This window comes from Chryseobacterium sp. 2P, assembly GCF_059579425.1.
Genome location: NZ_CM184194.1, coordinates 2,249,020 through 2,262,863 on the forward strand (window position 1 = coordinate 2,249,020; position 13,844 = coordinate 2,262,863).

The 13,844-nt window shown below is 34.1% G+C and carries 12 protein-coding genes; 6 read left to right on the plus strand and 6 right to left on the minus strand.

All coding sequences use genetic code 11. The features are described 5' to 3' along the window. Positions 1-43 precede the first annotated feature (43 nt). From AC52CF_RS10305 to AC52CF_RS10320, 4 genes are all read left to right on the plus strand, one after another. Positions 44-361 (plus strand): hypothetical protein, encoded by a 318-nt coding sequence (locus tag AC52CF_RS10305; protein ID WP_375181924.1) that lies wholly within the window; start codon positions 44-46, stop codon positions 359-361. Positions 362-382: 21 nt separating this feature from the next. Next, entirely contained in the window at positions 383-715 is a 333-nt protein-coding gene (locus AC52CF_RS10310) for a YegP family protein (RefSeq protein WP_214589681.1), read from the plus strand. An 81-nt stretch (positions 716-796) separates the two neighbouring features. Beyond that, positions 797-1,243 carry a phosphohydrolase gene (locus AC52CF_RS10315; protein WP_235130864.1) on the plus strand — a complete coding sequence of 149 codons (447 nt, stop codon included), beginning with the start codon at positions 797-799 and terminating at the stop codon, positions 1,241-1,243. A 21-nt stretch (positions 1,244-1,264) separates the two neighbouring features. Then, positions 1,265-3,316 (plus strand): M48 family metallopeptidase, encoded by a 2,052-nt coding sequence (locus AC52CF_RS10320; RefSeq protein WP_496518151.1) that lies wholly within the window; start codon positions 1,265-1,267, stop codon positions 3,314-3,316. On the opposite strand, the gene AC52CF_RS10325 is transcribed toward AC52CF_RS10320, so the two are convergent. The 4 genes from AC52CF_RS10325 to AC52CF_RS10340 all read right to left on the minus strand — a co-directional run bounded on the left by AC52CF_RS10325 (position 3,313) and on the right by AC52CF_RS10340 (position 7,549). After that, positions 3,313-4,029 carry a DUF2490 domain-containing protein gene (locus AC52CF_RS10325; protein ID WP_496518152.1) on the minus strand — a complete coding sequence of 239 codons (717 nt, stop codon included), beginning with the start codon at positions 4,027-4,029 and terminating at the stop codon, positions 3,313-3,315. The genes AC52CF_RS10320 and AC52CF_RS10325 overlap by 4 nt on opposite strands. A 74-nt stretch (positions 4,030-4,103) precedes the next feature. Continuing rightward, positions 4,104-5,915, minus strand: coding sequence for a TonB-dependent receptor plug domain-containing protein (locus tag AC52CF_RS10330; RefSeq protein WP_496518153.1), 1,812 nt, complete (start codon positions 5,913-5,915; stop codon positions 4,104-4,106). Between the two features lie 272 nt (positions 5,916-6,187). After that, complete coding sequence (locus AC52CF_RS10335) at positions 6,188-6,409, minus strand: hypothetical protein (RefSeq protein ID WP_214589676.1); 222 nt, start codon at positions 6,407-6,409, stop codon at positions 6,188-6,190. Positions 6,410-6,622: 213 nt separating this feature from the next. Further along, positions 6,623-7,549, minus strand: a complete 927-nt coding sequence (locus tag AC52CF_RS10340; RefSeq protein ID WP_496518154.1) for an IS1595 family transposase — start codon at positions 7,547-7,549, stop codon at positions 6,623-6,625. 333 nt (positions 7,550-7,882) lie between these two features. Between AC52CF_RS10340 and uvrA the strand changes: the two genes are divergently transcribed. Next, a complete protein-coding gene (uvrA, locus tag AC52CF_RS10345; protein ID WP_496518155.1) occupies positions 7,883-10,675 on the plus strand; it encodes an excinuclease ABC subunit UvrA in 2,793 nt (930 codons plus the stop codon). Between the two features lie 135 nt (positions 10,676-10,810). Here uvrA and AC52CF_RS10350 read toward each other — a convergent pair whose 3' ends face one another. Further along, the gene (locus tag AC52CF_RS10350) at positions 10,811-11,446 is read right to left on the minus strand and encodes an NAD(P)-dependent oxidoreductase (protein ID WP_496518156.1); all 636 of its coding nucleotides are present in this window, start codon (positions 11,444-11,446) and stop codon (positions 10,811-10,813) included. Positions 11,447-12,099: 653 nt separating this feature from the next. After that, positions 12,100-13,017 (minus strand): ClpXP adapter SpxH family protein, encoded by a 918-nt coding sequence (locus AC52CF_RS10355; protein WP_496518214.1) that lies wholly within the window; start codon positions 13,015-13,017, stop codon positions 12,100-12,102. A 247-nt stretch (positions 13,018-13,264) separates the two neighbouring features. Here AC52CF_RS10355 and AC52CF_RS10360 point away from each other — a divergent pair, with 247 nt between their 5' ends. Continuing rightward, positions 13,265-13,633 carry a winged helix-turn-helix transcriptional regulator gene (locus tag AC52CF_RS10360; protein ID WP_076390327.1) on the plus strand — a complete coding sequence of 123 codons (369 nt, stop codon included), beginning with the start codon at positions 13,265-13,267 and terminating at the stop codon, positions 13,631-13,633. Positions 13,634-13,844 lie beyond the last annotated feature (211 nt).

A 13,844-nucleotide genomic window follows, 5' to 3' on the forward strand; every position in this document is an offset into this window, starting at 1 on the left:
AAAATTCAATTATTTTTTATACTTTTAACGAAAATACAAAAAAATGAAAATAACATTATTAGCAATTCTATTGTTTTCAGCATCACTTACGGCTCAGCAAAAGATCAGAAAACAATTAATTCCAAGAACAGATTCTGCCGGAATTTATAAAATTGATTCTAAAGAGATCCAGCCCCCACAAAAAGCAGATAAAAAAAATCTGTATAAAATGCCCTCTGCAAAACCCAAAGAAGGTACAGAATATTCCAGCCTAAAAGATCAAAGACAGGATAAAAATGATTACAGAATGCTGAATTCCATCTCTCCGGAAATTCCGGAAAAAGAAGAGATTGCGAAACAGGCTCCGTCATCATCAAAATAAACAAATCTTAAAATTATACACATGGGAAAATTTATTATTTCTACAAGAAAAAACGGTGAGTTTCAATTTAATTTAAAAGCCGCAAACGGACAGGTTATCCTTTCCAGCGAAGGCTACAGTTCTAAAGCCGGTTGCCAGAATGGCATTGAATCGGTAAGAAAAAACGCTCAGGACGATTCTAAATTTGAAAGGCTTACCGCAAAAGACGGACGTTCTTATTTTAATCTTAAAGCAACAAACGGGCAGATTATCGGAAGCAGCCAGATGTATGAATCTGATAACGGCATGGAAAAAGGCATCGAATCCGTAAAAAACAATGCGCCAAACGCATCTGTGGAAGAAGAGCTTGATTAAAAAAGATATCATAAAATAATTTTTGTAAAATGTCTCAGAATGTTGAGGCATTTTTTATTTTTGTACTCTACTTTACATAAGATGACAAAAGAAGAAATGCTCCACAGAGCAATAAAAATAGCCGATAAGGCACATAAAGGACAAACCGATAAATATCATGCACCTTATATTGCACACGTAATGCGGGTAATGGAATACGGAAAAACACTGGACGAAAAAATTGTAGGGGTTTTGCACGACGTTGTGGAGGATCATCCTCAGGAATTCAGCCTTGATTATCTGAGAGATCAGGGATTTCCCGAGTATATTATTTTTGCGATAAGCTGTCTCACAAAATTCGATCCCAACGAAGAATATGATGATTTTGTACGAAGAACAGAACGTTCTCCTCTTGCGGTTGCCGTAAAACTGAATGATCTGCGTGATAATATGGATCTTAGAAGGGTAAACAGAGAACTTACTTCCAAAGACATTAAGAGATTTAATAAATACCTGAAAGCCTATCATTATCTGATCGAGAAATACTAGAAAATTATAAAAAAACACATAATGACTAATAACCTGCCTCCTATTTCATCGGCTTACCGTTCTAAGCTGATTTCTGCTGTTATATCAATATCCGTATTCTTTATTGTTTATTTTATCCTGATTCTCATATCGTTGCTGCTGATTTTCCTGCTGGGTTATGGAGCAATAAATCTTGTAACATTTCACCCCAGCTATTTTACTGCTATTATTGCTTTGGGGATGATAAGTATCGGGCTTATTGTTTTTTATTTTTTAATAAAATTTATCTTCATCAGGAAAAATTACAGCACAAAACATTTAATTGAAGTAGATAGAAAAGCTCAGCCGGAACTGTTTGCCATTATTGATGAAATTATTCTGGAAACAAAAGTAAGCAGACCGGGAAAAGTTTTTTTGTCGCCGGAAGTAAACGCAAGTGTAAGCTACAATTCTCTTTTCTGGAGTATGTTTTTGCCTGTTAAAAAGAATCTTACCATCGGGATCGGGCTGGTAAATTCTTTAACTGTAGGCGAACTTAAAAGCGTTTTAGCGCATGAATTCGGACATTTCTCACAGCGAAGCATGAAAATCGGAGGATATGTAAATCAGGCAGAAAAAATTATTTTTGATACGGTTTACAACAATAAAGATTTTGAAAATTCGATCAGACACGGATCAGGACAATGGGCATTTCAGCTTGCCGGATTAATTTCTGTAGCTTTCATTAATGTCTTTCAGTTTATTTTAAAGATCTTTTCAGATTTTCTTTTTAAAAACAATGCTTCATTGCGAAGAGAAATGGAGTTTCATGCGGATGCAGTGGCGACTTACGTTACTAATCCGAAAGAGCAGACTTCATCTTTATTAAGGCTGGATTTAAGCAATGCGGCGTTCAACAGTTCTTTTATGTTTTATGCAGAGAGCGGGAATAAATATCTGCCTGAAAATTTATTTGAAAACCAAAGCTTACTGATGAAGATTTTTGGTGAAAGAAACAATCATTTATTTGAGCATGATCTTCCGAAAATTGATCTTGAAGATATTACCCGATATAATAAGACAAAAGTAAAAATTGAAGATCAATGGTCTTTTCATCCCGAAACGGACAAAAGAGTTGAAATGATCCGGAAAAATCAGACAAAAAACAATCCTGAAAATAACGATCTTGCAAAAAATATAATCCGCGGATATACGGAAATATGCAGGATTCTGACAAGCAAATATTTAACGCTGTACAATATTAAAAATGCGGGTGAAGTTATTGGTAATAATGATCAGTTCCTTCAGCTTTACAATGAAAAATATCCTTACAAACTGATAAATTCTGCATTCAACGGATATTATGAAAGTCACAATCCTGTTTTGGAAAACATTGATGAACTTATAAAAGATACTGAATTGGTAGAAAAAGAGGACTTCTTCAGCGATCAGTATGTTTCTCTGGTTTATGAAAAGGCGGGAACAGAAAGTGATTTGTATACTTTGAATTATCTTGCTGAAAATCCTAAAGCTGTTAAAACCTTTACCTACACGGGAAAGCTATACAAATCCAGAGAAGCAAGACTTCTGGTTCCTAAAATTAAAGAAGAATCCGAAGATCTGAATAAGCAGTTGTTAGAAAATGACATTCGTATTTTCAGATACTTTTACAGCATTGCTGATAATCATGAAAAGGAAATTTTAGCAGCTAAATACAGAAAATTTGCTTTGCTGGATAAAGAGTTTGATATTTTCCAGAATTCCATTAACAATTTTACGCCTCATCTGGAATTTATGATGGTTACTTTGCCGTTGGAGGAAATCCGTAAGCACAGAGCTGTTTTACTAAAGAACGAAAAACCGTTTAAAGATATTTTGAAACATTTCATGGAAGAATCTGCCTACAAAGACTTTTTAACGACTGAAAATAAGCAGCTTCTTAAAGATTTCATCAGTTCCGAATATATTTATTTCAATCATGACAAATACATTCAGAAAGAAGTGGATGTTTTATTTTCTTTAATTAACGAATATCAGGCAATAATCAATAAAATTTACATTGATTTTAAAGAAGAGCTTATTGAATATCAGAAAAGACTGGAAAAAGTACATTAATCCGCTCCGGGATAATCAAATGTTTTAACTGGATGTTTGGTTCCGTCGATATTAATGTTTAAAGCAACATACAGGAAATGAAAATTCTGGTTTGAAGAAGCATTGAATTCTCTCTGCCAAAGATACCCTGCAGCAACTCCCACACTATTATCGATCTGATAACCACCGCCAACATACACTCTATTTCTTGCGAAAGTCGGTTTTGCAGGACTCACAAAGAAAACCTCATCGTATGCATTGGCAAAAACAGTTCCTTTTTTTACTTCTTTTGCATTAAGGGGAACACTTACATTCAGACGGTAACGATAACGCATTCTTTCGGAATTTTTATCCGCCTGAGGTTCGTGAAACCATGATTTTTCTGCACGGAATCTGTTTTCGAACTTTACAACCCCTTTTTTAACATCGATTACATCCTGTAACCACACACGGAACTCTTCTTTGTTGATAGAATGGTCTTTATAGGTTGCATATCTTCCCATTCCGATGAAAGGCTTATGATTTTTGGTAAGATTATACCCCAATCCTCCTTTTATTTCGTAGTAATCGGAGTATGTAAATTCTTGAATTCCTCTTGACTGACCTTCCAGATAAAGAAAAAATTTAGGATGAAATTTGTAAGTGATGGTGACTGCATTGAAGCTGGAAATATGTTCCTGTGCTTTAAGAAATGTAACACCTAAAAGTAAACTCAAACTCACAAACAGTTTCATCTAGTAAAATTTTTGCAAATGTAAATGAATTAACAATTTCGTAATATTAACTTTCATTCATCATTAATTAACATTTACTTAATATTAATATTGTAAGAAAAACCAATATGGAACCATCTTTGCGGCATTTGTACACCGAAAGTTTCTGTATATGAAGTATTTGTTAAATTATTAATTAAAACATACACGGAAAAATCTTTTTTGGCAAAACTCAGTTTTTCATCAAGAAGATTATAGCTTCCATTGTTCAGTCTTTCATTATAACGGTAAACCAATTCATTGGTAAAGTTTTTCAGGAATTTTGTTTCCAGCTTTGCAATAAACTGATGTTTTAAATTATCCAGAACATATCTTGCCACAAAATTACCAGACTGATTCGCTTTGTTATCCAGATACGTGTAACCGACTGTATATTTCAGCCATTCATTTAATCTGTGATTCAATTCCGCTTCAATTCCTTTTAAGGTGGTATCTCCTATGTTCTGTGCATACCAGACTGCATCATTCGGCTTAATTTTAGTCCAGTCGATTGCATTTCCGGAATCCCGAAGGAATCCGCTCACTTTTGCCAGAATATTTTTTGTCTGATACTGATATCCCAATTCTGCGTAAACCGCACTTTCAGGTTTCAGATTCGGATTTCCAACCTCTGTTTTGCTTACATAATACAAATCTGTGAAAGTAGGAACCCTGTGAACTTTTGCAATATTCCCGTAAATTTTATTGTTGGGGTTAAAGCTAAATCCTACATCCAGACCGGGATAAAAAAAGTTTCCTTCTTTGGAATAATTTGCCCAGGAAATTCCGGGACTGATGTTTAATTTTTTGTCGAGTAAAGAAAAATGGTGTTCAAAGAAAACCTGCGATACAAAACGATTTCTTTCTCCCAGATTGTTGCTTACCAGAAATTCTTTCCTTAATTCTACTCCTATTCCTGTTGTTCCCAATCCCCATTCGTAAGTAGAATTTACTTCTCCTCCTACATTATTTCCGATGTGCATATTACGGTAAATTTCAGGTTTCTGCCTGTTGAAAAGATACATATCCTGCCCTCTTCTCCAGTACACATTTGAGCTGAGTTTTAACTTTCCGAATCTTTGCTGATGGGCTAAACTTACAATTGAAGCCTGCGTTTCTTCATACTGTTCGGTAGCCGCTTTTGAAGCATAAAAACCATTTGCTCCGAATTTCTTCTCAGAAAAACCAGCCTGAAGTCTGATATCACCTTCTTTTATATTCAGTTTACTCTGATAAAATACATTTCTGATCTCATAATCTGTATTATACATATAGCCTTCTGAACCTGCAGAATTAGCCTGTAAAGAATTGGAAAATTTTTCATTTCCAAGCTGTGCGTTCAGACCAAAACCGTAAGTTTTATAATCTCCTCCTTCTGCGCTTATCTTTACTCTTTTTCCCGGATTTGTTTTTGTAATCACATTAATTACTCCGGCATAGGCATTCTGCCCGAATCGTCTTGCTGCAGGACCTTTGATTACTTCAATTCTTTCGACATCATCAAGATCAACAGGAAGATTCATGGAGTTATGTCCGGTCTGCGAATCATTCATCCTGATTCCGTTAAGAAGCAGCAGAACCTGTTCAAAAGAGCTTCCTCTAAAGCCGATATCACTCTGCACACCATTCGCTCCTCTCCTTCTGATATCCATTCCCGGAACCTGCTGAAGAATTTCATCGATGCTTTTTGCAGGAGAATTAATGATGTCTTCTCTTGTAATGATCGTGATATTCTGATTGGCTGTTTTGTAAGGTGTTGAAATAAGTTTTCCCTGAACCTCAATGGTCTCAATATCGGTTGATTTTTCCTGTGCGTGCGTAAAGCAGAATGTTCCTACAAGAAAAACAGGAAGTATTTTTTTAATCATAATCAGTTTTATTCTCAGTTAGTTTCGTCAGCGCAAAAGTACTGGAGATCATGAAGAATGACAAATGATAGTTGTCATAAAAAAAGATGCGACAGTAATATCGCATCCCGGGAAGTAATTTCGTTATCTTTTTCTCATTAAATGTGTAATAAGATGTCTGAATAATTTTCTCATTTCTATATTACATATTTATGACTGCAATTTTAACAAATTTTAAAATAAAAAGCAATACCACAAACTTAAAAAAACTTATCTTTCAGAAATTTAATCTCTTATTTTTTATTTTTAAAAATATTTTTTATCGTATTATCAAAGTCTGATACTAAAGATACATCTTCAGCTTTTATAAACTGTAACTTTTTAACAAGGATAATACGGCTGACATCAATTTTCAAATCGGGATGATTCTTTTTAATATCCGCTACATCAAAGTATTCTTCCTCCTTAAAAAAAATACTTTTTATTTTTTTTTGTTTTAATAGTTCAGGTAACATATTTCAAGTGTTAAAATAGTCATTATTTATGTTTTTCTGAAAGAAAACTTATTTTTATCAGCATTTTTTTGCATCTAAAAAAAGAAACCAATCCCCATCAGAACATATATAAATCACAAATTTATGATTTAAATATAAGACTTAATATGGCATTCCGTAAAATTACCCGAAAACAATGATTCGTATACAAAATAATTAATAATAATTGTTTTTTTATTTAATAAGATCCTCGTATTTGGTTCTAACCGTGCATTTTTTGAGCAGATATGTAAATCTTTCGTTGCTGGATATATATCTCAAGTTGAACTTATAAATAAATTCATTTACATATTTTTGAAGATGCTTCTTAGATACAAAATTATAAATTCCAGAGACAGAATTTTTAAGAATTTTCCAGCACCCTTCAATCGTATTGGTATGTATAGATTTATCTTCAGAATTAACATATTCTTTTTTGGAATGATCAACGACCAAATGAAAATAAGATGTACCCAATCCTTTATATCCGCACCATTCATCACTTATTAAGCGGGTATTTTCGGAAATTACATATTGATAGATAAACGGCTGAATACTGGCTTTTTTGGTATCGTTTACAACGTATGCATTCATTTTACCACCTCTTTGCAGCATTCCTACAACAGGAACTTTATCCGGAAAATTACGGTTTTTAGAATATTCTACTTTTTTATGACGGTGCCTGTTTCTGTTCTTGCCGCCAATAAATGTTTCGTCACATTCCACATCTCCTGCAAGTTCATTATTATTTTCAATGCCGAAACATTCACGTATACGGTGCGACAGAAACCAAGCTGTTTTCTGCGTTACTCCGATATCCTTTGCAAGCTGAACAGAACTGATTCCTTTTTTTCCGGATGTGAGGAGCCATATCGCCAGAAACCATTTCTGCAGGCTGATTTTAGTATTCTCAAACATGGAACCGGTTTTAACGTTAAAATATTTTCCGGTGTTCCTGCATTTGTAGCGATTTTTACTGCATTTATACACTTTAGAAGCAGAGTCGAACGGACTTTCAACAATTCCGCCCCATCTCATTTGTTCAAGATACTCAATGCAGACCTGCTCGGAAGAGAAAGTCTGTATTAACTCCAGTATAGAATTAAAATTTGTGTTAATCATGGTATTGCAATATTAGCAATTATTTAAACGAACAGTTTTCAAGCATATTATTAAATTTTAGTTAAAGTTTCTATATTTTTCTAAAAACAGGCAGCATACTCCTGAAAATAGCTGAGCATACATTCAAATACAAAAGGCTGTGGTGTAGGATTGTACATACTTACCTTTCTTCATCCGTTTTTCAAAGAAGTGAGAATTAAAATTAATTAAGAATTATAATACTCTTCAGAATATACAATATTAAAATTCACACTGTGTAGAATTGTAAATAGTCGCCATATAGTACATTCAATCCGATTAAAAATTCGTAATTTTGTTAGTCTTAATTTTACTATGGCTTATACAACAGATATAGATATTAAAAAACAGATTTTCGTTAAGAATGCACACCTTAACAATCTGAAACACATAGATGTTCTTATCCCGAAAAATAAACTGATCGTTATTACAGGAGTTTCCGGAAGCGGAAAATCTTCACTGGCTTTTGATACGATTTATGCGGAAGGACAGAGAAGGTATGTAGAGAGTTTAAGCTCTTATGCACGTCAGTTTTTAGGAAAACTCGAGAAACCTAAAGTTGACGATATTAAAGGGTTGGCTCCTTCCATTGCCATCCAGCAAAAAGTAATTTCTTCCAATCCCCGATCTACAGTAGGAACTTCTACCGAGATTTATGATTATATGAAACTTCTTTTCGCGAGAATCGGGAAAACGTATTCGCCGGTTTCGGGTGAAGAAGTGAAAAAGGATTCAGTTTCTGATGTGGTGGATTTCATTAAATCTTCAAAAAAAGAAACTTCGTTTCTATTAACGGCTCCTTACGATTACGATGCCGAGAATTTTAGCGAAAATTTAAATGTTCTGAAATTAGCAGGTTTTACAAGACTTGAAATTAATGGGAATGTTGCAGGAATCGAAGATCTGGAAAGTTTTGGTTTTACCCCAGAAAAGGGAATGGAAATTAATCTGGTCATCGATCGTTTTACTTATGAAGAAGATGAAAGCTTTTTACAGCGTTTGGCAGACTCTATTCAGATGGCTTTTTATGAAGGTAGGGGATATTGTTCGTTAAAAAATGTAGATACCGGAAAAGTAAAAGAATTTTCAAACAAATTTGAACTGGACGGAATCGAGTTTTTAGAACCGAATGTCCATTTTTTCAGCTTTAATAATCCTTACGGAGCCTGTCCCACTTGTGAAGGATACGGAAAAGTGATCGGAATTGATGAAGATTTAGTTATTCCCAACAAAACACTATCCGTTTTTGAAGATGCGGTTGCTTCATGGAAAGGCGAAAGCATGAGCGAATGGAAAAAGGATTTCATTAAAAAAGCAAAAGATTTCCCGATTCATAAGCCATATCATCAATTAACCAAAGACCAGAAAAAATACCTTTGGAAAGGAGACGGAAAAAGCATGTTCCCATCGATTGACAATTTCTTCAAAATGCTTGAGGAAAATCTGTATAAAATTCAGTACCGTGTCATGCTTTCACGTTATCGCGGAAAGACTCTTTGTCCGGCTTGCGAAGGCTTGAGATTGCGTGAAGAAACGAGCTGGGTGAAAATCGACGGACATAATATCCAATCAATGATCGAACTTCCTTTGGATGAACTTTTTCCTTTAATTAAAAGCTTAAAATTATCTGATCACGATCAGGAAGTTGCCAAAAGATTATTATACGAAATTACAACCCGACTGGAGTTTTTACTGAAAGTCGGTTTAGGATATTTAACCTTAAACAGAACCTCCAACACGCTTTCCGGCGGAGAAAGTCAGAGAATAAATCTAGCAACAAGTCTGGGAAGTTCTTTGGTGGGTTCCATTTATATTCTGGATGAACCTTCAATCGGACTGCATTCAAGAGATACAGAAAACCTGATTGAAGTTTTGCAGAATCTCCGTGATCTTGGCAACACCGTAATTGTTGTGGAACATGATGAAGACGTAATGAAAGCGGCAGATTATATTATTGATATTGGTCCTGAAGCCGGTTATCTTGGCGGAGAATTGGTTTTTGCCGGGGATTACAAAGAATTGAAAGATGCAGATACATTAACTTCAAAATATCTTACCGGAAGACTGGAAATTGAAGTTCCCAAAAAGCGGAGAAAAGGTAAAGAATGGATTCATATAAAGGGAGCAAGACAAAATAATTTAAAAAATATTGATGTAGATGTTCCTTTGGAAAATCTTGTTGTAATTTCGGGAGTTTCAGGAAGCGGGAAATCGACTTTAATGAAGGAAATTCTTACCAATGATATCCAGATTCAGCTTGGAATGGGCGGTAAAAAAGGAGATTATGACGCTGTGGATTTTCCGAAAAAACTGATCCAGCATATTGAACTGATTGACCAGAATCCTATCGGAAAGTCTTCAAGATCCAATCCTGTAACGTATCTTAAAGCCTATGACGACATCAGAGATCTTTTCGCTAAGCAGAAAGTTGCCAAAATGATGGGTTATAAACCTAAACATTTTTCCTTTAACGTAGATGGCGGAAGATGCGATGAATGTAAAGGAGAAGGCGTTATCAACGTTTCCATGCAGTTTATGGCAGATATTGAACTGGAGTGTGAAGTTTGCAAAGGAACCCGTTTCAAAAGTGAAATTCTGGAAGTAAAGTACGACGAGAAAAATATTTCAGACATTCTTCACATGACTGTGGATGAAGCACTTGAATTTTTCAAAGATAATAAAGAAGAAAAAATCGCTACCAAATTAAAACCATTACAGGACGTAGGTTTAGGATACCTGCAGCTTGGACAGAGCTCTTCTACCCTTTCCGGTGGTGAAGCACAGCGTGTAAAACTGGCATCATTCCTTGTAAAAGGTGTAACCACAGATAAGACGTTATTTATTTTTGATGAACCTTCAACAGGGCTGCATTTCCATGATATTCAGAAATTGCTGAAGTCTTTACAGGCTTTAATTGATCTGGGGCATTCTGTGATTGTAATTGAACATCAACCTGATATCATTAAATCTGCAGATTACATTATTGATATCGGTCCGGAAGCAGGAAAACATGGCGGTGAAGTTGTTTTTACAGGAACACCGGAAGAACTGGCAAAAAATAAAAAATCTCATACAGCAAAGTATATTAAAGAAAAGCTGGAGAATTAAAATAAAACAGAGAGCTTTTTACTCTCTGTTTTTTTATTTGAAGATATTTAAGCTCTCACATTCAATTAAGAAAATTATCAGATCATAAACTGTGTTAAACCTTATACTCCTTAATTAAAATCTTATTGATCAGATTTATATATTATACAAAAACGGACTCTGCTTACAAAAAGTCTGATCATCCATCTGAGAAATTAAAAATTTTGCCAGATCTGTTGCGGAAATTGTTTCACCTTTACAATCCTGAAGATTGGTTTCTGTAACAAAACTTTCATCAGTCAGATTAATTAAAGGAAGCCTTACCAATGTCCAGTTCAGATTGCTTTCATTCAAAAGCTCATATTCTTTTTGCTTATCGGTAGTTGTTTCAGGATAATTTTGATACATCCAGTCGGTCGCCATTTTTACCTTTTCATTTTTGTGATCAAATGGTGTATTTACATTAAGTCCTGTTGTAACGATATAACGCTTGATTCCGTAGGAATTCATTGCTTTAATTATATTACCTGTTGCGTCGCTGAAAATTGATTTTTCGCCGACTGATTGTCCTAATGTACTTATCACTACATCACAATCTTTAATTAAATGATGAACAGCTTCAGAATTTCTGACGTCACCTTTCACAATATTAATCAAAGGATTTTTAAGAGTAAAATTCTCAGGATTCCTTAATAACATTCTGATGGGATATTGTTTATTTAAAAGACTTTGAACAAGAAATTTTCCCGATTTTCCTGTTCCGCCGATAACGGCTATTGTATTTGTATTCATGATATTCTCTTTATAATGCAAAAGCAAAATTGTTAATGTACAATTGCTTTTTAGGTTTAAAAAAACGATTTATGGGTTCAAGGATTTTGAACCATAGGATTTTCAGGCTTTAATATTATCCTGAAATATTGGGCGTTATTTATAAAGAGATTTTGATGAGATAAAGATAGGAATTTTCAATGATGAGAAGATATTTAATGCAAAAAAGTAACAAAGATCTGATCTTCTGTATCAAAAAAATAAAATGCACGGTGAAGGATATATCAACAAAAAGAAGACCATAAATCCGCTTTTGGAGATTATTTAACAAAAAAATAATATCACAAATTTATCCATCAAAAAATATAAATTTTAACATTTAGTGTATTGTCTGGCAAACATTTTATTCCTACATTTACTATGAAATACAACTGAAGTGGAAACATATTTTGCTTTTTTCAATTCTGAAATCGCAATTAAATTTATAAAAATTTAAGCACAGCATCGTCGGCTGTGCTTTTTTATTGTTGTCTAATTAAAAAAATGAGATGTATTTATCTACTGGATCTGCTCCTAAAGAGCAGATTCTTTTACATTATAATCGCAATAAAAATCCGGAAATTCAATGAACTTCCGGATGTTAAAAAAAACTTGCTAAATATTAATGAAATTAATTATGATTTAAGGGTCCACATAGAACCGTTTTTGGTGGTCAGTTTTTCTAGTATTCCTTTCTCTGAAAGCTCGTTTAACAGTCTTTCGCTTTCCTTTCTGGGAGTTCCCGATAATTCTGAAAATTCCCTTGCAGAAAGCGAATTATACTTTTCAAAAAGATTCTCCCAGTTTTTAGAGTACTCAGATTTTTTGGTGTCCGAATTCACTCGCAGAACAGCCGTTTCATAGAATGCGTAAGGTTTAGAACCGTACACAATTTCTCTTTTTCCTGCATCATTGGTAAAAAACATCGTAGGAAAACCGCGAACTCCCATCTCTCTTGCCAGCTTCAGATCTTCCTGAAAAAGCTCTTTTGCTCTTCCTTCAAAGTCTTTTTTCAGCTGATCTGTATTTAATCCTGCTTTTTTTGCTGCGGTTACCATATGCTCCCATTTTGCAATATTTTTTTTCTTCAAAAATACCATTTCACGAAGCTCTCTCAGGAAATCAAGTGCTTTTTCTCTGTCCTGCATCTGCGCAGCTTTAAAAGCGATAGAAGGAGGATAAGAAGAGTCAAGCGGATCCTGCAGCCAGATATCGCCGTCGATAGGCATATCATAATAAAGACTTACTTCATCCCAGTGATGCGCAACATCAGAAGGTTTGCTGATTCCTCCGCTGTTATAGCTCCAGTCCGGAAGAAGCCCTCCCATTCTGTATTCTATATCTATGTTATCTCCGTATTCCAGTTTTAATTTTCTCAGCTGAGGCTCAATTCCCCAGCATGAAGAGCAGATTGGGTCTGTAAAATAAATAACTTTTACAGGTTTTTCGTCAGTCATTACATCAATATTCCCAATTTCAAACTTTTCTCCGGGAACTTCACAAACTCCTGTCGCAGGATCGCATAATAGAGGATTTGTAGATCTGTTTTCCATTTTTTTACTTTTATCATTCTGTCCGTTACAACTGCTTAAAGCTGCGGTGAGGAACATAAATGTTAGTATTTTATTGTTTATCATTTTTGCGATGATAAATATTTTATAATTTTTTAATATTACCACAAATCTAATATATAATCATCATACTCTGGTAATGGATTTCCTTTTAGAAACTGGTTTCCTCGAGGAAACTACCTTTCTGTTTTTTTATTATCTTTACAGCACTATAATTTATTTTGAAATCATGAAAAAAGAAGCTAACCTGAACATCACTCCTATCTGTAAAAACCGTATGAACGCAATCAAAGATTCAATGGAAATTTTATCTGGAAAATGGAAATTTCATATTCTCGGAACTTTAATGCAGAGCGAAAAAATGCGTTTTATGGATCTTTTAAGAGAAATTGACGGTATTGCAGCCAAAATGCTTTCAAAAGAACTTCAGGACATGGAAATCAACCATCTCATCAAACGTACTGTTCTGGACACAAAACCTGTAACTGTAGAATATGAAATAACCGAATATGGGAAAACCATTGAGCCGATTATTGATGAAATTGCCAAATGGGGAATTGAGTACAGGAAATCTTTATATCAAAAAACCGACAAATAGTTTCTGCCGGTTGAAAAAACAAAAATTGATATGGATATGATTGATATGTGTTTTAATGCTTTGATTTTTTATTAAAACAAATTTATATTTATTTAGACTTAATAAAAATAATATTTGAATGACATTTGTCACTTTAAAGAAAATCTTGCAAATTAAAGTTAAATAGGAACTTGTTAAACTAATTTTAAATTTAACCGCAAAAGATATAAAA